The sequence below is a fragment of the Psychroserpens ponticola genome, from assembly GCF_023556315.2.
Lineage (GTDB): Bacteria > Bacteroidota > Bacteroidia > Flavobacteriales > Flavobacteriaceae > Psychroserpens > Psychroserpens ponticola.
The window spans coordinates 2,355,120-2,378,023 of sequence record NZ_CP116221.1 but is presented as its reverse complement, the minus strand read 5'-3'; the positions used below and the strand labels follow the sequence as shown (position 1 = coordinate 2,378,023).

Sequence of the window (22,904 nt, the reverse complement as noted above, 5' to 3'; positions counted from 1 at the left end):
TAATTATTATTGTCAGATTAAGATCTCTCGATTGCGCTCGAGATGACTATTAGAAGTGAGATTTATATAATGCTTCAATGAATCATCTAAAATATGATCTTCAGAAATTAATTCTCCCGAAAATTGAGGTGCTTTTGTTCCAGCTTTAAAAATGGAAGTCCCTTTAAAAACTCGAGCTTCATCCCAAAGGTTTTCATCTATAAAGGTTTGAAGTGTCTGTGCTCCACCTTCAATAATGACTGAATTGATATTTTTTGAATATAAAAATGTGCAAATTTCATGTCCTAAGGGTTTGTTGAAATCTACTTCTTTTTTAGAAATGATGATGGTCTCAGCTTCTGTATTAAAGACTGAAAAATCTTTAGGAAGTGTATTGTTTTTGTCAATTACAATTCTAATCGGGTTATTTCCTGTCCAATTTCTTACTGTTAAACTCGGATTATCTTCTAAAGCAGTATGGGTTCCAACTAAAATAGCTTGTTCTTCAGCTCGCCATTTATGGACCAATTGTTTTGAGTAGGTATTGGTAATCCAAACCGGTTCTTTTTTGTCTTTTGTTGCTGGAGCAATAAAACCATCACTCGTTTCTGCCCATTTCAAAATAATATAAGGTCGTTTTTTATTGTGAAATGTAAAAAACCGCTTGTGATGTGATTTGCATTCTACTTCTAAAATTCCTACTGTAACATGGCAACCAGATGCTTTAAGTTTTGCGATGCCTTTTCCAGCGACTTGCGGATTGTCATCGACACAACCAATCACGACATTTGGAATTTGATGCTTAATAATCAAATCTGAACATGGAGGCGTTTTTCCAATATGCGAACAAGGTTCAAGCGTCACATATAAGGTCGCTTGTTTGAGTATCTCTTTGTCTTTAACCGAATTGATGGCATTCACTTCTGCATGATTGCCACCATAAGCACTTGTGGAACCTTCGCCAATAATTTTGCCATCATAAACAATTATGCTGCCAACCATCGGATTAGGAGCTGTTATGCCTAAACCTTGTTTTGCGATGTCTATACAGCGTTTAATATATGTTTCGTGAGTGGTCAATTAGAATTTTATTTTAACATCTTCAGTTTCGTCAACCGTATAGGTATGCGAAAAGCCTAAAACTTTATATTTTATATCTCCTTTATATTGCACTTTCATTTTTTTGTTGAATAAACTTCCTAGTAAACCACTTAAATTTTTATCACTAAACAAACTATCTGTTGGAACATCAGCTCTAAGCGGAATTGAAAATTCTTTTTTTGCTGGAACTTTAAAAGATTCTGTAGATACTGAAGCCATTTCATTACCATTTACAATTACTTTTATTCCGTCAGTTTTTAATTCGCCTCCAATATCATTTGGATTCATAAATAAAGCATCAGCAGTTAAAGTAATCGTTTTGCTTGTGGATTCTAAAACTTTAATATTTTCAACACGTAAAAATTTAGGCTTTTCTTTAACCGAACAGGATATAAAAGTGAAGACTAATGTTGATAAGATTATAAGTTTCTTCATATTAGTGTTTTTAGATTTGTACTATCTTCACAGCGCAAAAATAGATTATTAAAGTGAGCAAAGATACTATTGTTATACGAGAAATCCGTCCAGAAGACAACCCGCAAATTGAAGCTGTTATAAAAGGTTGTTTTCCAGAATTTAAAATTCCATTAAAAGGCACAGCTTATGAAGATGCCGAAACACCTTTAATGTACGAATCTTATCAAGGTGATAAAGAAGTGTATTATGTTGTTGCCAGTAGCACTGAAGTTTTTGGAGGAGCTGGAATAAAACAATTGAAAAATTTTGATGGAAATGTTTGCGAGTTACAAAAGATGTATTTTTCGCCAAAAGTACGCGGAAAAGGCTTTGGTAGAAAGATGTTTGAAGCCTGTTTGAAAGCTGCAAAAGACTTCGAATTTGAAACCTGTTATCTCGAATCGGCTTTACAATTAAAAGCTGCGATTCATATTTATGAAGACTACGGATTTGAGCATAGAGAAGAGCCTTTAGGAAATACAGGTCATTATTCATGTGGTGTTTGGATGATGAAAAATTTATAATTTTTAATTAACTGTCAGGTCAAGCGCAGTCGAGACCTATTTTAAACTTAAGATTTGGTTTTAAAAGATATTCTAAACAATTATCACACGGAATTAGATGCATTATATGGTAAAGATGAAGTCAATTCATTCTTTGGTATTTTAATGGAACACTACTTAGAATCAAAACGAATTCAATTGGTCTTAAATCCTGAATATAACATAACAGCTAAACAAGGCATATTGTTTTTAAATGCGTTATCAGATTTAAAGAACCATAAACCCATACAATATGTTATAGGTGAAACCGAATTTTATGGGTTGTCCTTTAAAGTCAATAAGCATACTTTAATTCCGAGACCAGAAACCGAAGAATTAGTAACTTTTATTTTGGAAGATGTCACTTCGAACACTGTAGAAAAGTCTTTAAATATCCTTGATATCGGAACTGGAACAGGTTGTATTGCTATTTCATTAGCTAAAAACTTAGCTAAAGCAAATGTTTCAGCTCTAGATGTTTCTAAAGAAGCTTTAAGCATTGCTGAGCAGAATTCAGAATTGAATAAAGTAGTAGTCGGCTTTATTCATGATGATATTTTAAATCCAAGTCATGCTAAACTGATTTCAGTATCTCATAAATTTGACATCATTGTATCTAATCCACCTTACGTTCGCAATTTAGAAAAAGAAGAAATCAAGCCTAATGTTCTGGACAACGAGCCGCATTTAGCTTTATTTGTTGAAGATGATAATCCGTTACAGTTTTATAAAGTCATTTGTGAATTTGCGCAATTAAATCTTAAGGATAAAGGAGCTTTGTATCTGGAAATTAATGAATATTTAGGCGAAGATATGATTCAGCTTCTTAATGATTTTGGTTTCAAATCGATTGAACTGAAAACGGATATATTTGGTAAAGACCGAATGATAAAAGGGATAAAATAACTTGAATAAAAAGCTGATAAAAAGTAAGTGAATCACAATTATTCTGACATTCATTTTAGTATATTAGATGCTTTGAATTTAAAGTAGAAATACAACTTTTCACAACGATTTTTAATGAGTATAGCAGCACAAATCCAATCGCTTCGCAATGAACTACGCGAGCATAATTATAATTATTACGTACTAGATAATCCAACAATTAGCGATTATGACTTTGATATAAAACTAAAGGAACTTCAGACTTTAGAGGAAGCACATCCAGAGTTTTATGACGCTAATTCGCCTACTTTAAGAGTTGGAGGAGAAGTGACTAAGAATTTTCAAACGGTTGAGCATGAGCATCGAATGTATTCCTTAGATAATTCATATTCGAAAGACGACTTATTAGATTGGGAAAAACGGATTGAAAAAATAGTAGATGGAACGGTTGAATTTGTTTGTGAGCTAAAATACGATGGTGCTTCTATAAGTTTAACTTACGAGAATGGAAGTTTAGTAAGAGCTGTAACTAGAGGAGATGGAACACAAGGTGATGATGTGACTGCAAATGTGAAAACGATTAAATCTGTGCCTTTACAATTAAAAGGCAATTATCCTAAAAAGTTTGATATTCGAGGAGAAATTGTATTGCCTTTTGAAGGGTTTCATAAAATGAATGAAGAACGACTTGAAGCAGGAGAAGAGTTATACCGAAATCCGAGAAATACAGCATCTGGAAGTTTGAAATTACAAGACAGTGCTGAAGTAGCAAAACGCCCTTTAGAATGTTTGCTTTACAATATTAAAGGTAGGAATTTAGGATTTGCAACTCAATTTGAAAGTTTAGACAACGCTAGACAAATGGGATTTAAAGTTCCTGAAGCTTCAAAACTAGCGACGTCTGTTGATGACGTTATTGAGTTTGTTGAATATTGGGATGTGCATCGTCATGATTTGCCATATGAAACAGATGGTGTGGTCATTAAAGTAAATAATTTACAACAACAAGAAGAGCTAGGTTATACTGCGAAAGCACCACGTTGGGCAATGGCTTATAAGTTTAAAGCAGAACAAGTCTCTACGCGATTGAATGAGATTACATATCAAGTAGGTCGTACTGGAGCAATTACACCAGTTGCTAATTTAGAACCTGTAGAATTGGCTGGTACTACAGTCAAACGAGCATCATTGCATAATGCAGATCAAATAGAAAAACTAGACATTAGAGAAGGAGATGAGGTCTTTGTTGAAAAAGGAGGAGAAATTATTCCGAAGATTATAGCCGTAGATTTAAGTAAGCGTCCATCTAACTCTCAGCCTACGAAATACATTACGCATTGCCCAGAATGTCACACAGAATTAGTTCGTGAGGAAGGCGATGCAAAGCATTATTGTCCAAATTATAATGGTTGTAATCCACAAATTATTGGTCGTATTCAGCATTATATTTCTAGGAAAGCAATGGATATTGAAGGTTTAGGAGGAGAAACAGTTGCGCTTTTAGTAAATGAGGGCTTGATTTTAAACTATTCAGATTTATATCTTTTAACAAAAGAAGATATCTTGCCTTTAGAACGTATGGCAGAAAAAAGTGCTGAAAATCTAATCAATGGCATTGAAGCTTCAAAACAAATTCCGTTTGAACGTGTTTTATTCGCATTAGGAATTAGATATGTTGGAGAAACTGTGGCTAAGAAGCTAGCTAAGCATTATAAAAATATCGATGCCATAGCTAATGCTTCAAATGAAGATTTAGTTGCTGTTGATGAAATAGGTGAACGGATTGCTCAGAGTGTAGTTGAGTTCTTTTCTTCTGAATCTAATTTGGTGTTTATTGATAAACTCAGAGTATTTGGATTACAGCTTGAATTATCTGCTGAAAAACTAGCCAATCAAACAGACAAACTAAAAGGTCTATCCATAGTAGTCTCCGGAGTATTTGTCTCTCTGAGTCGAACAGAGCTTAAAAAGCTAATTGAAGATAATGGAGGGAAGGTGTCTTCTTCAATTTCATCTAAAACTAATTATTTGATTGCTGGTGATAAAATGGGGCCAAGTAAGCGAACAAAAGCAGAATCTTTAGAAATTCCAATCATCTCTGAAAATGATTTTTTATTAATGATTAAGTAAATTCTTACTTTTAAATGTATCTTATCGATTAAATAAGATTTTAAACGTTTAATATCAAGTTATTTTTATATTTGCTTCATTAATAATGAGATAATAATATGCAGATAGGGAAATTTTTAGGAGCGCTTACTTTAGTTCTTAGTTTGTTTTTTCTTGGATTACAGTTCAAGGGTCTTGAAGTTGAGGCTGCTGGAGTGAGAGCTTTAACTATTGTTATGCTGACTGCCTTATATGTAATTAGAATAAAAAATAGACATCCTCTTTTCTTATCCTTTTTAATAGTCTTCGTTTTAGCTGAAGTATTTAATTACTTTACATGGGTAGTTGACTTAGATATAGCTGAAGAAATAGACTATTATTATTATATAGGGAATACCCTTTATATATTGTCTTACTTGTTTTTAGTAGCTAGAATTACAGTTGGAATGAACATGAAAAGAATAGTTGTTAAATTTCCAATTCAAATTGTTTTGTTATTTGTACTCAGTTTATTTTTTGTGTATTTCGTTTCAGATACAGCTAAAAAAGAATTTAATACTAATGAATACTACTTGGAGTTATTTTATAACGCAGTAATTATGCTATTAATGGCATTAGCGCTTATAAATTATATGTCTAAAGATGATAAAAAATCGATGAACTTACTTCTTGGGACTATTTGTATTATGTTTTCTGAAGTCATTCAGCTTGCTTACTTTTATATTGCAGAATTTAATTTACTTAATGTTCTGTGCTCTTTGTTTTTAGTGTTTGCTTTTCTGTTCTTTTATTTACAATCACGTCTAGAAAATAGACAAATAGTAGATTATAGTCAACAGGATGTTGATATACCTGTTTCAGATTAAAGTCGTTTGCCAATTATTGGAATGTCTTTTCTGTAACTATATAGTATAATCCCAGAAAGTATAAAAGTTACTATAGCTGTACCAAACAAAACACCACCATCACCATGTATTTCGATTCCTAATTTTGTGAGATGCATCATAATTGCACCTCCAATAATTCCTAGTGTTAATATTGCTCCAGTCCAAGCAGTTTTTCTAAAAAAAAGTAAAATACCAGCAATAAGTTCTGCAATTCCAATACCAATTCTACCAATAGGTTCTAATCCTACTTTGGTGAAAATGTAAACACTATCAGGATGAGCAGAAAACTTAAATCTCAACGTTTGAATCAAAATTATTGCAACTATTATTCTTAAAACTAATGGAAAATATTTTTTCATGCTAATTATGATTTAATGATTAGACGTAACATTTCAAAAAAACTACAAAAACAGGTTGAAATCATCATTATAATCGATAAAATACGTATAAATACCGTTTAACTACATGTTTTTTTGTATGTTTGCTTACCTACTTATTAGAAATATCATGAAAAAAGCCCGTAAATTTAAACCAAATTTGATTATGGTTCTTGTTCTTGTAGTCATTGTTTTGTGTTCTGCAGTAGCAACTTATTTCAATTCTATAATGGTGCCTAAAACGGTCAAGCTTATTACTGTTACCATTTTGATGACTTTCTATTTTTGTCAATTGAATACAATGGCGAATGTGTTTTTAACTACGTTTTTAATATTTTTTATAGGAGATGCTTTTGCAGTGTTTAGTTTTGGTGAGATCATGCTAAAACTCTCTAAAAGCATGTATATTGGAGCTTATTTATTGCTAATTTTTATATTGCTTGGAAAGCTTAAAAAAATAAAATTTGATAGCCTAGTATCTGTCTATTTAATCCTCGTATTATTACTAAATTCTTATTTTTTATATGTGCTTTTCGAGGTTGCAAAAGAAAATTTTGTAGACGAAGTAAATTTAGTGTTGTATGTATTTCATGGAATAACTTTAATAGCATTGACTTATCTTTCTTTTGCTGTCTATTTAAGTAAAGAGACTGGGCAATCCATCACTTTTTTATTAATGGTATTTTGTTTTGTTTTTGCTGATGTTTTAGATTATATCAATACGTTATATATCTATTATTGGTTGTTTGAAGTCTTTGAAAGAACGCTTCATATAAGCGGCTTGTTTCTGTTGTATAAGTATGTTTATGATCACCATACTATGGTGAATGAAGATGAGAAAATGAAGTTTAGCGATTATTTTGTGCAAACAACTCAGGAATTGCGTGATATTAGAGTTGATGGAGTATTAGATTAAATGAATCATTGTTTTAAACAATAATTGATGTGCCATTAGCTGATTTATTTTTATTAGAATCAAAATAGAAATCAATTTTACCTAAATTAATTCCGTAGCAACCAACTTGATTTACTAGCGTTTTTTTGCCATTTTTATTTTTTACAACAGTTGGTTTGTCTAAGAATGTATGTGTGTGACCACCAATAATCAAATCAATATCTTTTGTTGCTTCAGCCAGTTTTAAATCACTTATTCTATGAGGCTTATTACTATAATCATAACCTAAATGGGATAAACAAATAATAAGATCGCAGTGTTCGTCTTCTTTTAAAATCCGACTCATATCTTGAGCGGTTTCAGTAGGATCATTGTAGACGGTTTCTTTGTATAAGTCTTGATTTACTAATCCGGTTAGTTGAACACCTAAACCGAATATTCCGATTTTAATTCCATCTTTAATTATGATTTTATATGGCTTGACATGCGTATCCATAATAGTATTTGAAAAATCATAATTTGCCGAAACAAAGTCGAAATCTGCATGAGGTAATTGTGCAAATAACCCATCAATACCATTGTCAAAGTCATGATTTCCTATGGTTGCAACATCATATTTAAGCATGCTCATTAGTTTAAATTCTAGCTCACCTCCATAATAATTAAAATAAGGTGTGCCTTGAAAAATGTCACCTGCATCTAATAATAAGGTATTTGGATTTTCTTTTCTTATAGAAGTAATTAAACTAGCACGTCTAGCTACGCCACCTTTATTTGGATTTCTACCATCGTTGGGACCAAATGGGTCAACGTGGCTATGCACATCGTTGGTGTGTAAAATTGTGATTTTTTTCTGTGACGATTTAAATGACGATAAACCAAAACCACCAAGTCCGATTAAAGCAGTAGCTGCAGTTGTTTGTTGAATAAACGCTCTTCTTTTCATTGGGCTAGTGTTTTATTTGTATAAATCGGTCATCAATTACAGGTGCAATTGTGTCTTTTTTTGTGAAATAATCGATTAATACATTTCTAATTTTATAGTTAAGGTCATCTAAATGTTCATTTGGCTTAAAAAAGATCATTTTATCACCACCACTATATAAATAATCATTTGTTGCAACGTAATAGCTTTTATTGTCTTCAATATTTTTGCCATTAATAGTCGCTGATTTTAACTGTAAGTCTTCATTTAAAACAATTTGTAATCCATATATTGGATGTGGACGTTGATCTCTAACTAAATAATCAACTAATTCTTTGACTTTATTGCCTTTCATTGTAACAACGACCACTGAGTTTTCAAAAGGCATGACATTATAAGCAGTTCTAGTTGTAATATTTCCTTTAGAAATAATAGAACGAATACCTCCATGATTAAGTAAAACCAAATCTATTGTATGTCCAGTTCTTGCTTTAAATATTGGATTTGATTGCTCATATACAGCATCTGCCATCATATTGCCTATGGCAGTGTTGAGGAAACCGTCTTTTTTTGAATAGGTGTCTTTGGCATATGAAATCACACTATCAAGGCTTTTATTAATCTGAATTCTGTAAGGTTTTATGTAATCTTCTATAGATTGATTGGTCTTAAGACTATCTGTAATGGCAATTTGTCTACCTTCAATTTTATAGAGATTATTAGACTTGCAAGACGTAAACAGAATTAAGGATAAGCCTATTAAAAAAAAGATGTTTTTCATAAGGGATTTATGCAATTGTTAACAAAACATGCAGCGACTTTTTTACTACATTTGTACAAAGCATAAATATAAATGATTTTAAAGGCATTTAAGGCAAATTCTAATCAAAAATATATTAACAAATTGCTAAATGCACGACAAGTAGCAGTTAGTAATAGGAAAATGAATTCGGTTGGCGTTATTTTGAATATGACTGAATTTTCAGATTTTGATGCTTTTAGAAGCTTTTTTAATGAACTTGGGATTTCACCAGCAAAGACTAAAGTAATCGCATTTATTGATGATGTTAAAGATGCAAATCCACTTTGGGATACGTATTTTAATCCTAAAGATTTTGGATGGAAAGGCAAAATAAATAACATCGATTTACAATCTTTTATCGATACTGAATTTGATGTTTTAATTAGTTTTTATAAAAATGAAAGTTTAGAATTAAAGCTGATTACTACAGCTTCAAAAGCCAATTTTAAAGTCGGTTTAATTCAAGATGATAAACGTGTATTTGATTTAATGATAGATGTTCAAACTAAAGAATTTCAACTTTTTAAAATTGAATTAAAAAAATACTTAACGGTTTTAAATAAATTATAAATGACAAAATTTCAAGGTACAGGAATCGCCATAATTACACCTTTTAAAGATGATTTATCTGTAGATCATGAAGCACTAAGGAATTTGGTAGACTTTAATATTGAAAACGGTATAGATTATATTGTTATTTCTGGTACAACAGGAGAAAGTGTAACCATAACAAAAGAAGAAAAGAAAGATATTAGTGCTACAATCATCTCAGCTAATAAAGGTAGAGTGCCTTTGGTATTAGGAATTGGTGGTAATAACACTGCAGAAGTTATCAATGAAATTGAATCCACTAATTTAAGTGAGATTGATGGGATTCTTTCTGTTTCTCCATATTATAGTAAACCTACACAAGAAGGCATATATCAACATTTTAAAGCGATATCTAAGGCTTGTCCAATTGATATTATAATGTATAATGTTCCTGGACGTACTTCATCAAACATGTCGCCAGAAACAACATTGCGTTTAGCAAAAGATTTCAATAATATAATAGCAGTAAAAGAAGCTGGAAACAATGTGCATCAGTACTTAAAATTATTAAGAGATAAACCTGATGATTTCTTGATAATTTCAGGAGATGATGATTTGGTGCTAGGTGTTGTTTTAGCTGGTGGAGCAGGTGTTATTTCTGTAATAGGGCAAGCGTTGCCAAAGCAATTTTCTGAAATGATTCGATTAGGATTAGAAGGACATGCTAAGCAAGCTTATGCCATTCACTTTAAATTGATGGATATAACGAGTTTAATTTTTTCTGAAAATAATCCTGCAGGAATAAAAGCAGTTTTAGAAACGCTTAATCTCGCTAAATCGAATGTAAGATTGCCGTTAGTAGAAGCAACAAAAACATTGAAAGAAGAAATAAAAGAAGCTCTTCAAGTACTCGGTTAATTTTTAAAAAGTTAAAATATACTTAAACATACTTATGCTCTGTTTTCAACGTTTATTTTAGCATCAAATATTAGTTTTTATTATACGCTAGAAATGCGTACTTTTGCAACCTGTTTTTTATTTATGAAGAAATTTGTTTACATCCTTATATTAGCCATTACACTATCGTCTTGTAGTGAGTACCAAAAAGCCTTGAAATCTGAAGACGTTAAGGTTAAACTAGATATGGCTACTAAGTTATTCGAAAATGGTAAGTATTCGAAAGCTAATAAGCTTTTTGATCAAGTCGTACCAAAATATAGAGGTAAACCTCAAGCAGAGAGATTGATGTTTATGAGTGCTATGTGTTCATATGAATTAAAAGATTATCATATTTCAGGATACCATTTTGAACGTTTTGAAAATAGTTATCCAAGAAGTGATAAAGCTCAAGAAGCATCTTTTTTGTCAGCTAAAAGTTACTATATGTTGTCTCCTGTCTATTCAAAAGAACAAAGAGAAACTGTTGAAGCTCTTGAGAAATTACAGTTATTTATTAATAAGTATCCAGATTCAGACTATTTAGCTGAGGCAAATGTGCTCATTAAAGAATTAGATTTTAAACTTGAAAAGAAAGCTTTTGAAATCGCTAAACAATATAATAAAATTGCTTATTTTGAATCTTCAGATTATGAAGCTGCAATTAAAGCATTCGATAATTTCTTAGTAGATTATCCAGGAACTAGTTTTAGAGAAGAAGCCATGTTTTTTCGATTAGATTCTGCTTATAAATTAGCAATAAATAGTGTGAAAAGTAAAAAAGAAGAAAGATTAGAGATAGCTAAAGGCTATTATAATACGTTTCATAAATATTATCCAAATTCTGAAAGAACTGAAGAAGTCGAAAAAATGAATGAGGACCTAAAAACCGAATCACAACAATTCAATACCAAAAGTTAATCATATATACTATGACAGATTTAAAGAAAACCAATGCTCCAGTTTCAACGCAAACTTATGATAGAAATATTATTGATGAGCCTACAGACAATATCTATGAAGCAATTTCTGTGATATCTAAAAGAGCCGAACAAATCAATACGGATATCAGAAGAGAATTAGTAGATAAGCTAGAAGAATTTGCTACTTACAATGATAGTCTTGAAGAAATCTTTGAAAACAAAGAACAAATTGAAGTGTCAAAATTCTACGAAAAATTACCTAAACCTCATGCGTTAGCTGTACAAGAATGGTTAGATGATAAAATCTACTATAGAAATACAGACGATGATGTTACTGAAAAATAAGCATGTCAATTTTAAGTGGTAAAAACATACTATTAGGGATTACTGGTGGTATTGCTGCTTACAAAACTGCAGGCCTTGTTAGGCTATTTATAAAAGCAGGTGCCAACGTAAAAGTCGTTATGACACCTGCTGCTAAAGACTTCATAACGCCTTTAACGCTTTCTACCTTATCTAAAAATCCAGTGCATTCTTCGTTTACTAATGAAGACGATGATAATGAGATGTGGAACAATCATGTCGAACTCGGACTTTGGGCAGATCTTTTTATTATTGCACCAGCCACAGCAAATACGATGTCTAAAATGGCAAATGGTACTTGTGATAATTTGTTGTTAGCAACCTATTTATCTGCAAAATGTCCTGTGTATTTTGCACCTGCGATGGACTTAGATATGTACAAGCATCAATCGACATTAGCATCCTTTGAAAAATTAAAATCATTTGGTAATATTATAATTCCTGCGACTTCAGGTGAGTTAGCTAGTGGTCTAGTAGGAGAAGGTCGAATGGCTGAACCTGAAGATGTTGTTGCGTTTATTGAAAAAGATGTATTAGATCAACTTCCTCTTCGTGGAAAAAAGATACTAATTACTGCTGGTCCAACTTATGAAGCTATTGATCCAGTACGATTTATTGGAAATCATTCTAGTGGAAAAATGGGATTCGAAATCGCAAAAGCCGCAGCCAATTTAGGAGCTGAGGTATATCTAATTACTGGTCCAACGCATCAAAAAGTATCACACAGTTTAATAAATGTAGCACATGTAACAAGTGCTTCAGAGATGTATGATGCTGCACATTCGCATTTTAATGCGGCAGATATTGCTGTTCTTTCAGCAGCTGTAGCTGATTATAAACCAAAAAATGTTTCAGATAAAAAAATAAAAAAGGCAGCATCAACGTTTAGTATTGAGTTGGAGAAAACAAAAGACATCTTAAAATCATTAGGAGCTATTAAAAAACATCAGTTTTTAGTAGGCTTTGCTTTAGAAACCAATAATGAACTTGATAATGCAAAAGGGAAGTTAAAGGTCAAGAATTTAAACCTTATTGTATTAAATTCTCTCAATGATAAAGGAGCAGGTTTTGGTGGTTCAACAAATAAAGTTACTTTTATAACAGATACAGAGCAGGTAATAGAGCACCAACTTAAATCTAAAACAGAAGTAGCTCAAGACTTAATGCAACAAATTATTAAACAACAGCATGCGTAAATTTATTTATTTAGTAATACTAACATTTTCTATTCAATCATTTTCACAAGAACTGAATTGCGAAGTTATTGTAAACGCTCAATTTACAGGAAATGAAAACGTACAAGTATTTAAAACACTTGAACGACAACTGAAAGAATTTATTAATAATACAACTTGGACAAAAAAAACGTTTAAGCCTCAAGAGCGTATTAATTGCAGTATGGTAATTAATATTTCTGATTATAATAACGATGCTTTTCAAGCAACCATTCAAGTACAATCTGCGAGACCAGTTTATGGGTCTTCATACAGTACTCCTGTATATAACTATAATGACAAAGATTTTAATTTTAAGTATTTAGAATTTCAAAATATGGTGTACAACCCTAAACAGTTTGAATCTAATTTAATTTCTGTTTTAGCGTTTCATGTATATATGATTTTAGGTATGGATGCTGATACGTTTGCTCCTAAAGGTGGCGCAGAATATTATTCTCAAGCACAAGTTATTTTGAATTATTCACAACAAGGAAATTATGATGGTTGGAAACTTGAAGATGGTAACCAATCTCGTTTTATTTTAATAGATAATATTTTATCTGATACATATAAAGAATTTAGAGATGTGCTTTATCTATACCATCGTGAAGGCCTTGATGTAATGAATAGTGGTGCCAAAGAAGGTAAATTAGCCATCGCTAAAAGTGTAGGGTCTTTAAAAGAAATGAATAACAGGCGACCAAATTCATATTTAATGCGTGTCTTTTTTGATGCAAAATCGGAAGAAATTGAAGATATATTTAGTGGTGGTCCTACGGTTAATATTTCAGATTTAGTGTCTACTCTGACAAGAATTGCGCCTATGCATGCTTCAAAATGGCGTAACATTAATTTCTAGAGTTTACGTTTTTATGCTTATTTTTATATTTCATATTTGGTCTTTACTATAAGATGCAAAAAGTAATTTTGTAGTACGTCTTTAACTCATTGTATGCTTACCAATTTAACAATAAAAAATTACGCTCTCATAGATGAATTAAATGTAAGTTTTAATACAGGACTTACAATTATTACTGGTGAAACAGGAGCTGGTAAATCTATTCTTTTAGGAGGATTATCACTTGTTTTAGGCAAACGAGCTGATTTGAGTAGCGTGAAAGACAATTCAAAAAAATGTGTCATTGAAGCTACTTTTGATATTGCTAAGTATAATTTAAAGTCGGTCTTTAAGACAGAAGATCTCGATTATGAGACTCAAACAATAATTAGAAGAGAAATTTTACCTTCAGGAAAATCTAGAGCGTTTATAAATGATACTCCAGTAAACTTAAATAGCTTGCAGATTTTAGGAGAACGGTTACTCGATATTCATTCTCAACATCAAACCTTGCAACTCACAAATGATAATTTTCAGTTTCAGGTTATCGATGCTTTAGCTAAAAATGAAAAAGCGTTAATAACTTATAGTTCGCTGTTAAAAGAATTCAAAGGCTTAAAAATAGAGCTAGAAGACCTTCAGGTTAAAAAAAATAATGCATTAAAAGAACTGGATTACCAAAGTTTTCTCCTTAACGAACTCGAAGAAGCAAAGTTGATTTCTGGAGAATTAGAGACTTTGGAGATAGAATATGAAACGCTTAATAATGTTGAAGAAATTAAAGAAAAGTTATCCACATCTAATGGTTTATTGGGAAATGAAGACATAGGAATTATTGCACTTATAGGCCAATTAAAGACTCATTTTTCAAAGATTTCTGAGTATTCAAGTGAATATAATTCAATTTTTGAGCGTATACAAAGTAGTTTAATCGAATTAGATGATGTGTTTTCAGAAATTGAAAACTTAGAAGATCAATTAGAGGCTAATCCTAATCGATTAGAACAGGTAAATGCAAAACTTCAAATTATAAATAACTTGTTGCAAAAGCATACTGTATCAAGTATTGAAGAGTTACTTCAAATTAAAGAAGAATTAAATGCAGTGGTTTTTGAAACAGAAAATTTGGATACTATAATTTCAAAAAAAGAAGAAGCTATTAGTTTGTTACAATCAAAATTGATGGTTGAATCAGATCATATTCATAAAAACAGAACAGTCATTATTCCTAAATTAATATCTCAATTAGAATCAATATTAGCTACTCTAGGAATGCCTAACGCTAAATTTAATATTCAATTAAATCCTGCAGATACTTTTTTGAATAATGGACGAGATGAGCTTCAGTTTTTGTTTTCAGCAAATAAAGGTGGTCAATTTAATGAGCTTAAAAAGTCTGCTTCTGGAGGAGAGTTGTCTAGAATTATGCTAGCTATAAAATCAATATTGTCAAAATATATGCAATTGCCTACCATCATGTTTGATGAAATTGACACAGGTGTTTCGGGGGAAATATCGAACAAAATGGCAACCATCATGCAACAAATGAGCAAGTCAATGCAAGTATTTACAATTACACATTTGCCTCAGATAGCAGCTAAAGGCGATACGCATTTTAAAGTATTTAAAGAAGATATTAATAATGTCACTCAAACACAATTAAAACAATTAAGTCCAAACGATCGTATTGTTGAAATTGCTCAAATGTTAGGAGGAACAGATGTAACTACTTCTGCAATAGCACATGCAAAGGAATTACTAAATTAAAAAAATCAAAGTTTAAAGTTTATAGTTTAAAGTTTTCTTAACTTTGAAATTATAATTTGTTTGGGTCATAAACGACTAAGCAGCTTTATAAGAAACAACTAAACAAATAAAACATGTCATACAATTTATTAAAAGGAAAAAAGGGAATCATATTTGGAGCATTAGATGCTAATTCTATAGCTTGGAAAACAGCAGAACGCGTACATGAAGAAGGCGGAACATTTGTATTAACAAATGCACCAATTGCAATGCGAATGGGACAAATAAATGAATTGGCCGAAAAAACAGGTTCTCAAATCATTCCTGCAGATGCAACCTCTGAAGAAGATTTACAAAACCTTGTAGAACAATCTATGGAAATTCTTGGTGGTAAAATTGATTTTGTATTACACTCTATTGGCATGTCTGTTAATGTTAGAAAAGGAAGACCATATACAGATCAAAAATACGATTGGACTCAAAAAGGGACAGATGTTTCTGCAATGTCTTTTCATAAAGTGATGCAAACACTTTATAAGGCTGATGCAATGAACGAATGGGGAAGTATTGTCGCTCTAACCTATATGGCAGCGCAACGTGTATTTCCAGATTATAATGATATGGCAGATAATAAAGCCTATTTAGAAAGTATAGCGCGTAGTTTTGGTTATTTCTTCGGAAGAGATAAAAAAGTAAGAGTGAATACTATTTCACAATCACCAACACCAACGACAGCTGGACAAGGCGTTAAAGGATTTGATGGTTTTATTTCGTATGCTGAAAAAATGTCGCCTTTAGGAAATGCTACTGCTATGGATTGTGCAAATTATACCATTACATTATTTAGTGATTTAACCAAACGCGTGACACTACAAAATTTATTTAATGATGGAGGTTTTAGTAATATGGGAGTTAGTGATGCAGTTATGGATAAATTTGTTGAATAATTAAAAACATACAAATAAAAAAAGCCACTTATCTTTTTGAATAAGTGGCTTTTTTTATTTGAATAATTTATAAAACAAAGTGTATTTTGTCTATCTTTTACGCACTTAGTCGATTTGCTGCTATAGACTTATTAATTCATTTTTAATATGATTAATTTAATGCCTTTATAAACTAAAACTAACTCAAATATGAAAAAAATTACTTTATTATGTGTATTGGCACTTACTTTTGTTTTTACTAACGAAGTAGTTGCACAAACCTTAAACCAAAATGCCAATTGGCCTAACGCTTCTTGGATGGTAACCGGAACTTATACTGTTGCGCCTAATCCAGGAGATGCTTTTCAAGCAGATCCTACAATGGTAGCAAATTTTGCTTATAATGACGATCCCAACGCAACTGGTGGTGATCAAAGTTATGATGATATTGCAGCTGAATCTCCTGTAATTGATTTAACTGCAGCAGCTGGTGCAGGTGAAACTTGGATTTCTATTGCAGGTAATTATGTATACAATAGAGTTGATGTAGTAGGAGAGCTCTTAACGTTTCAATATTGGGATGCTGACGCTACTAATTGGGTGGATTATCCAGGTGGTTTATTTGATGCTGCAAGAGAAACGGTAGATCAGCCAACTGGCGATATGTGTGCAGGAACTTCTGAACCATATACAACTGATGTTTTGGATATTTCAACCTTTACAGCAACTCAATTATCTGGTTTTAGATACCGAATTTTTTATGATGATGATTTTGATGGAGGTAATGCATGGGAATATGGTTTTTGTTTTGATTCACCTACTATTGCTTCTGCAACACCACCTTCTTGTCCAGATCCTACAACCTTATCGGCAACGACACTTAATACAACTGATGTTACTTTAGAATGGGTAGAAATTGGTTCAGCAGGATTATGGAATATTGAAATTGTTGACGTCACTGGAGCTGGTACACAAACAATGGTACCTACGTATTCAGGTGTTTCAAGTCCTTATACAGAAACCATGTTAATACCTGGAAATGAATATGAATTTTATGTACAATCTGATTGTGAAGCTGATGGCACTTCAAACTGGATTGGTCCTGTTCAATGGACGCAACCTAATTTAGGTGATGTATGTGAGTCTGCTATTGTTGTAGCTTCTTTACCTTATTCTGTAACTGATGATACAGGTAATTATGGAAATGATTATGATGGTGCTCCAGGAGGAGTTGCAGATTGTGGAACCGGTAATAACTACTTAAGTGGTGATGACGTTGTGTATGAGTATACTGCAGCATCTGACACCTCAATAAATATTAGCCTTACTGATATTGGAAGTACTTACACAGGAATATTTGTGTATAATGATTGTGCAGATATTGGTGTAATGTGTGCTGCGGAAGGTGATTTTTATAATTTTGTTGATGGTATAGTTCCTCTAGGGTTTGATTTCGCAGTAACCAATAGTGAAACTTATTATATTGTAATTTCAACTTGGGCAACTCCACAAACAACAGCATATACTTTGAATATTACTGAAAACTCATGTACAGATGCAACTGTTGCATATAGTGTTGTAAATGATTGTGATAATTCAGGTGGTTTTAATGTTCTTGTTGATTTAACAAATATGGGCTCATCAACTTCAATAGATATTAATGACGACCAAGGTAGTGCAACACAATCTACAGGTATAGCAGGAATGTTTACGTTTGGGCCTTATGTTAATGCAACAGATGTTGTGATTTCAATTACAGATAACGATGATCCTAGTTGTAATTTAACAAGTGATGTTTTAACACAAGCAGCTTGTCCTCCAGCTAACGATGCATGTGTTGATGCAATAGCAGTGAATGATGGCGATAGTATTACAGGTTCAACAATTGCATCATCTAATATTGAAGGCTTAACGGCTTGTCAAAATGGAGGTGGGAGTGCAACTACTGGTTGTTCTGCTGGAACTGGATTTGTAGGCTTTTTTAATGGTGTATGGTATGTTTATACAGCTGGACCAGATGAGGCTATTAGTGTAACAACAGATAATAGTCTTACGCCATTTGATACAGAAATTTTAGTTTTTTCTGGAGACTGTGCTAATTTAACTTGTGTAGGTGGTGATGATGATGGAGGAGAAAATGCATCTTTATCAACTTTTTGTTGGGAAAGTAGTGCGACTGAAGGGAATACAGTAGATTACTATATTTATGTTGATGGTAATTCTGTAGCGGCTATTGGTGATTTTACTTTAGATGTTTCAGTTGAAAGTACATTATCTACTACAGATTTTGAAAATAAAAATGCATTTACATATTTCCCTAACCCAGTTAATAATGAATTAACATTAAGAGCTCAAAATACGATTCAAAATGTTTCTGTTCTTAATATGTTAGGTCAAGAAGTTCTTAAAACATCTCCTAATGCTTTAGAAAGTAAATTAGATATGAGTGCCTTAACTCAAGGGGCTTATTTTGTTCAAGTTACTATTAATAACGTAACTGAAATAGTAAGAGTTATTAAGGATTAAAACGTATTTATAAATAGTATTAAAAGAGGTTTTGTTTTTGCAAAACCTCTTTTGCTTTTTAGAACTTATTTAGTAATATTGAAAAGGCTATTTTAGTTTAATAAATATAATTATGTTTAAAAAATATGCGCTTGTTTTTATAGGTAGTTTTTTTTTCCAATTTAATGGATTTGCTCAATTGAATTTTGTAGATAGGGCTACTGAATTAGGTATAGGTGTGTCATGTGGAGATGTTCCAATCGGAAATGGGATTACTTTTTATGACTATAATAATGATGGTTGGGATGATATTACTTTAGCAACTCAAGCAGGTGAACCCATTCGATTCTTTAAAAATATGAATGGTGTTTTTATAGAAGAAACTCTCAATATTCCTACCAATACATCTCAAATGAAACAAGTCAATTGGGTTGATTTTGATAATGATGGTCACCTAGATGTATTTGTGACTAGCAATGCAAGTGGAAATAAGTTATACCGTAATGATGGTAATTATAATTTTTTAGATGTTACCATTCAATCCCAATTGCCTACAGATAATATAAAAACGTATGGCGCTTCTTGGGGAGATTACAATAAAGATGGATTTTTAGATGTCTTTTTAAGTAACAGAGATCTAGCTGGTGTGATTCCTAATTATTTGTATAAAAATAATGGAGATGGCACCTTTTCTAATGTTAGTGAAACTGCAGGTATTTTGAATACAAGTAATTTGTCATTTTGTTCTGCCTTTTTTGATTTTAATAATGATGGTTTACAAGATATTTATGTGTCTAAAGATAGAGACAGTAATAAAAATGTGTTGTACAAAAATAATGGAGATGGTACATTTTCTGATGTTAGTGAATCTTCAAATACAGATTTATATATAGACGCAATGTCTGTGACTATTGATGATTATAATAGTGATGGTTGGTTAGATATTTATGTTACCAATACACCAAGCGGAAATATCTTTTTGCAGAATAATGGCGATGAAACATTTACTAATGTAGCAGTGGCTAATGGGACTGATTTTGGAAGTATAGCTTGGGGAGCCGTATTTTTAGATGCTGAAAATGATATGGATTTAGATTTATATGTTAGTGGTTTATTGGATGGTTCAAATGCAAACTTTCTTTCTGCAGCGTTTTATGAAAATGATGGATTTGGAAATTTTACAATTTCAACAACAGGTTTTGTAAATGATAATAGGGAAAGTTATTCTAATGCGATAGGTGATATAGATAATGATGGTTTTTCTGATATAGTAGTTAGCAATGCTGATAATGATAATATTTTTGTTTGGAAAAACGAAACACAATCTACCAATAACTGGCTTAAAATAAATTTAGTAGGCACTCAAAGTAATAAAAAGGGTGTAGGTTCTCTCATTGAGATTTCAGTTAATGGTGTCAAACAATATAGATATACACTATGTGGTGAAGGCTACTTAGGACAGAATTCTAGTTCTGAAATTTTTGGATTAGGTGATCATGACAATGTCGATTATATAAAAGTAAATTGGCTTAGCGGAATTGAGGATGTCCATTTTAATGTCAGTGTTAATCAAACTTTGAATTTAGTAGAAGGGGAAAAGCTTTCTTCTGAAAGTTATATATCTTCAAAGCCTAAAATTTATCCAAATCCAGTTTTAGATGTTGTAACAATTGAAAATTCTAAACCTATGCGAGAAATAAAACTGACAAATACTCTTGGGCAAGTGGTGTTTTCAAAATTATTTGTAAATCATGTAACATCTACAGAAATTGATATTTCTAATTTGCATATTGGTCAGTATATTCTTATTGTTTCATCAACTGAATCTAAACACCAACAGAAACTAATAAAAAACTAAATTTTACACTTTATCGATATTTTTTGTATTTTATCGATTATTTTTATATTTTTGATTTTTAGAAGCTTTCTGATTACTTATTTAACAGATAATCAATACATTTAGCCTCGTTAATAATAAATAAACTTAATCGATATGAAAAAAATTACTTTTGTTATGACCTTTATCTTATTGTGGTCATTTAATTCTTATGGACAATTTATAGATGAAGATTTCGAAAGCGGAACTTTCCCTCCAGCTGGATGGATAGATGAAGCTGGTCCTGCACATGTTCCTAATGGAACTGCTGATAATGATTGGGCTGCTACTACTGCACGTTCTAATTCGCCTACAAATTCTGCTTTTTTTAACGATTTTACAGTTAATAATGATAAATGGCTAATTAGTCCACTTATTGATTTGTCAGGAGCTGTAAATCCAGAATTACTATATTGGGACAACGTGAATTTTGCAGAGTTTGCAGGAACTCATGATGTGTTATGGTCTGAAGATTATTCAGGGTCTGGTGATCCTACACTTGCAACTTGGACTTCACTTTACAATACTGTTGTAGAAGCTGATGAAGATACGTGGATGCAAAGAGGACCATTTGCAATATCTCCAATTGTTGGTACAGGTGACGAAGTTTATATTGCGTTTCATTATGTAGGAAACAATGATGCTGAGTGGTTTATTGATGATGTGTTAGTTAGAAATGCATTAACTTGTACGCCAGCTATTGGTTCTGTAACTTTAGTAGAAGACTGTGGAAACCAAGAGTTTAGTATTGAGGTTGAAGTAACAAGTTTAGGAGATTCTGGTACAGTAACGATTTCAAATACTGGTGGAGAAGCTGATGAAACTGTAAATAGTGTGCCAACCACAGTTACAATTGGCCCTTTCACCACAGGTACATCAGTTGGTGTAACTTTAGAGCACGATTCTAATGCTGCTTGTAATGTCTTCCTAGGAAATACAGTTGATTCGTGTCCTCCTCCAACACCTGCAAATGATGATTTTGCAGATGCTCAAGCCATTGTTTGTGGATCTATGATGAGTGGTGAGACAGATTCTGCAACATTAGATGAAGCTTCAGCAAATCCTACTACTGCAGCATATGGTGTGGATTCTGATGCACCGAATGTTTGGTTTAGTTACGATAGTGCTACAGAAGGAGCTGCAGATGTTACTATTAGTTTATGTGGCTCTAATTATGATACATCAGTAGCTGTTTATACAGGAACTTCTGGTAGTCTAACACTTGTAGCAGGGTTTGAAGATAACGAAGCTGCATGTGGAGTATTTAGTGTACAAAGTGAAGGAACGTTTTCTGCTAACGGTACAGATACCTATTATATTTCTGTAGAAGGTTATAGTGCTTTTGATACAGGAAACTATGTTATGAATGTTACTTGTGTACCATTATGTACAGCTCCACAAACAAATATGGATTGTGCTAGCGCAACTGCACTATCAGTTGACGGAATGACTACTACTCAAGATAATACATGTGCAACGGTTAATCCAACACAATTAAATTGTGATTTATACCATAGTATTGCTGATGTTTGGTATACGTTTGATGCACCTGCAAGTGGACAAGTAAATATCGTTACAGCTTTAGGAACTGCTTCAGCTGCTCACATAGCTATATATGAAGGTACTTGTGGTGCTTTAGTAGAATTAGAATGTGAGGATGATGCAACTTCTAGTGTCAGCTTAACTGATTTGAATGCTGCTGAAACTTATTTTATACAATTATGGAATAATGGTACCGAAGAGGGTACAATTAATATCACGCTTTCTGATGCATCATTATCACTTAATACTATTGAGAATGAAAATGCATTCACATATTTCCCTAATCCAGTGAAAAATGAGTTAACATTAAAAGCTCAAAATAGCATTCAAAATGTATCAGTATTTAATATGTTAGGTCAAGAAGTTCTTAGAGCGAAACCTAATACTTTAGAAACTAATTTAAATATGAATGACTTAAGCCAAGGCGCTTACTTTGTACAAGTAACTATTAATAATGTTACTGAAACAGTAAGGATTTTAAAGCAATAAGCTTAAATAAATAATAGTTCAAAAGCCACCTTTAAGGTGGCTTTTGTGTTTTGT

The 22,904-nt window shown here is 32.0% G+C and carries 21 protein-coding genes; 16 read left to right on the top strand and 5 right to left on the bottom strand.

What is annotated here, in order from left to right:
- Positions 1 to 12: 12 nt before the first annotated feature.
- Together ribD and MUN68_RS10650 are read right to left on the bottom strand one after the other, a co-directional pair.
- A complete protein-coding gene (ribD, locus tag MUN68_RS10655; protein WP_249996554.1) occupies positions 13 to 1,059 on the bottom strand; it encodes a bifunctional diaminohydroxyphosphoribosylaminopyrimidine deaminase/5-amino-6-(5-phosphoribosylamino)uracil reductase RibD in 1,047 nt (348 codons plus the stop codon).
- A complete protein-coding gene (locus MUN68_RS10650) occupies positions 1,060 to 1,515 on the bottom strand; it encodes an LEA type 2 family protein (protein ID WP_249996555.1) in 456 nt (151 codons plus the stop codon).
- A 53-nt stretch (positions 1,516 to 1,568) separates the two neighbouring features.
- Between MUN68_RS10650 and MUN68_RS10645 the strand changes: the two genes are divergently transcribed.
- The 4 genes from MUN68_RS10645 (at position 1,569) to MUN68_RS10630 (ending at position 5,938) form a co-directional block, all read left to right on the top strand.
- Entirely contained in the window at positions 1,569 to 2,060 is a 492-nt protein-coding gene (locus MUN68_RS10645) for a GNAT family N-acetyltransferase (protein WP_249996556.1), read from the top strand.
- 54 nt (positions 2,061 to 2,114) lie between these two features.
- Positions 2,115 to 2,984 (top strand): peptide chain release factor N(5)-glutamine methyltransferase, encoded by an 870-nt coding sequence (prmC, locus tag MUN68_RS10640; protein ID WP_249996558.1) that lies wholly within the window; start codon positions 2,115 to 2,117, stop codon positions 2,982 to 2,984.
- A gap of 114 nt (positions 2,985 to 3,098) precedes the next feature.
- The gene (gene ligA, locus MUN68_RS10635; protein WP_249996559.1) at positions 3,099 to 5,093 is read left to right on the top strand and encodes an NAD-dependent DNA ligase LigA; all 1,995 of its coding nucleotides are present in this window, start codon (positions 3,099 to 3,101) and stop codon (positions 5,091 to 5,093) included.
- A 98-nt stretch (positions 5,094 to 5,191) separates the two neighbouring features.
- Positions 5,192 to 5,938, top strand: a complete 747-nt coding sequence (locus MUN68_RS10630; RefSeq protein WP_249996560.1) for a hypothetical protein — start codon at positions 5,192 to 5,194, stop codon at positions 5,936 to 5,938.
- Here the strand turns inward: MUN68_RS10630 and MUN68_RS10625 are convergent.
- Positions 5,935 to 6,318, bottom strand: a complete 384-nt coding sequence (locus MUN68_RS10625; RefSeq protein WP_249996561.1) for a DoxX family membrane protein — start codon at positions 6,316 to 6,318, stop codon at positions 5,935 to 5,937. The genes MUN68_RS10630 and MUN68_RS10625 overlap by 4 nt on opposite strands.
- A 184-nt stretch (positions 6,319 to 6,502) precedes the next feature.
- On the opposite strand from MUN68_RS10625, the gene MUN68_RS10620 reads away from it, so the two are divergent.
- Complete coding sequence (locus MUN68_RS10620; RefSeq protein ID WP_249996562.1) at positions 6,503 to 7,252, top strand: hypothetical protein; 750 nt, start codon at positions 6,503 to 6,505, stop codon at positions 7,250 to 7,252.
- A 13-nt stretch (positions 7,253 to 7,265) separates the two neighbouring features.
- On the opposite strand, the gene MUN68_RS10615 is transcribed toward MUN68_RS10620, so the two are convergent.
- Complete coding sequence (locus tag MUN68_RS10615; RefSeq protein ID WP_249996563.1) at positions 7,266 to 8,177, bottom strand: bifunctional metallophosphatase/5'-nucleotidase; 912 nt, start codon at positions 8,175 to 8,177, stop codon at positions 7,266 to 7,268.
- 4 nt (positions 8,178 to 8,181) lie between these two features.
- Positions 8,182 to 8,937 (bottom strand): 5'-nucleotidase C-terminal domain-containing protein, encoded by a 756-nt coding sequence (locus tag MUN68_RS10610; RefSeq protein WP_249996565.1) that lies wholly within the window; start codon positions 8,935 to 8,937, stop codon positions 8,182 to 8,184.
- 72 nt (positions 8,938 to 9,009) lie between these two features.
- Here MUN68_RS10610 and MUN68_RS10605 point away from each other — a divergent pair, with 72 nt between their 5' ends.
- The 11 genes from MUN68_RS10605 (at position 9,010) to MUN68_RS10555 (ending at position 22,850) form a co-directional block, all read left to right on the top strand.
- Positions 9,010 to 9,528 carry a DUF6913 domain-containing protein gene (locus MUN68_RS10605; protein ID WP_249996566.1) on the top strand — a complete coding sequence of 173 codons (519 nt, stop codon included), beginning with the start codon at positions 9,010 to 9,012 and terminating at the stop codon, positions 9,526 to 9,528.
- Positions 9,529 to 10,407: a 4-hydroxy-tetrahydrodipicolinate synthase gene (gene dapA / locus MUN68_RS10600; RefSeq protein ID WP_249996567.1), complete on the top strand. Its 879-nt coding sequence runs from the start codon at positions 9,529 to 9,531 to the stop codon at positions 10,405 to 10,407.
- 123 nt (positions 10,408 to 10,530) lie between these two features.
- Positions 10,531 to 11,346 carry an outer membrane protein assembly factor BamD gene (locus MUN68_RS10595; RefSeq protein WP_249996568.1) on the top strand — a complete coding sequence of 272 codons (816 nt, stop codon included), beginning with the start codon at positions 10,531 to 10,533 and terminating at the stop codon, positions 11,344 to 11,346.
- Between the two features lie 11 nt (positions 11,347 to 11,357).
- Positions 11,358 to 11,693, top strand: a complete 336-nt coding sequence (locus tag MUN68_RS10590) for a DNA-directed RNA polymerase subunit omega (RefSeq protein ID WP_249996569.1) — start codon at positions 11,358 to 11,360, stop codon at positions 11,691 to 11,693.
- A gap of 2 nt (positions 11,694 to 11,695) precedes the next feature.
- Positions 11,696 to 12,907 carry a bifunctional phosphopantothenoylcysteine decarboxylase/phosphopantothenate--cysteine ligase CoaBC gene (coaBC, locus tag MUN68_RS10585; RefSeq protein ID WP_249996570.1) on the top strand — a complete coding sequence of 404 codons (1,212 nt, stop codon included), beginning with the start codon at positions 11,696 to 11,698 and terminating at the stop codon, positions 12,905 to 12,907.
- Complete coding sequence (porD, locus tag MUN68_RS10580; RefSeq protein ID WP_249996572.1) at positions 12,900 to 13,787, top strand: type IX secretion system protein PorD; 888 nt, start codon at positions 12,900 to 12,902, stop codon at positions 13,785 to 13,787. Before coaBC ends, porD begins: the two co-directional genes overlap by 8 nt.
- Before the next feature lie 93 nt (positions 13,788 to 13,880).
- On the top strand, positions 13,881 to 15,533 hold the full coding sequence (gene recN, locus MUN68_RS10575; RefSeq protein WP_249996573.1) for a DNA repair protein RecN: 1,653 nt from the start codon (positions 13,881 to 13,883) through the stop codon (positions 15,531 to 15,533).
- Positions 15,534 to 15,646: 113 nt separating this feature from the next.
- Entirely contained in the window at positions 15,647 to 16,459 is an 813-nt protein-coding gene (locus MUN68_RS10570; protein ID WP_249996574.1) for an enoyl-ACP reductase FabI, read from the top strand.
- A 189-nt stretch (positions 16,460 to 16,648) separates the two neighbouring features.
- Positions 16,649 to 18,964 (top strand): T9SS type A sorting domain-containing protein, encoded by a 2,316-nt coding sequence (locus tag MUN68_RS10565; RefSeq protein WP_249996575.1) that lies wholly within the window; start codon positions 16,649 to 16,651, stop codon positions 18,962 to 18,964.
- A 112-nt stretch (positions 18,965 to 19,076) separates the two neighbouring features.
- Complete coding sequence (locus MUN68_RS10560; RefSeq protein ID WP_249996576.1) at positions 19,077 to 20,801, top strand: FG-GAP-like repeat-containing protein; 1,725 nt, start codon at positions 19,077 to 19,079, stop codon at positions 20,799 to 20,801.
- A 135-nt stretch (positions 20,802 to 20,936) separates the two neighbouring features.
- A complete protein-coding gene (locus tag MUN68_RS10555; protein ID WP_249996577.1) occupies positions 20,937 to 22,850 on the top strand; it encodes a T9SS-dependent choice-of-anchor J family protein in 1,914 nt (637 codons plus the stop codon).
- The last annotated feature ends 54 nt before the right edge of the window (positions 22,851 to 22,904 follow it).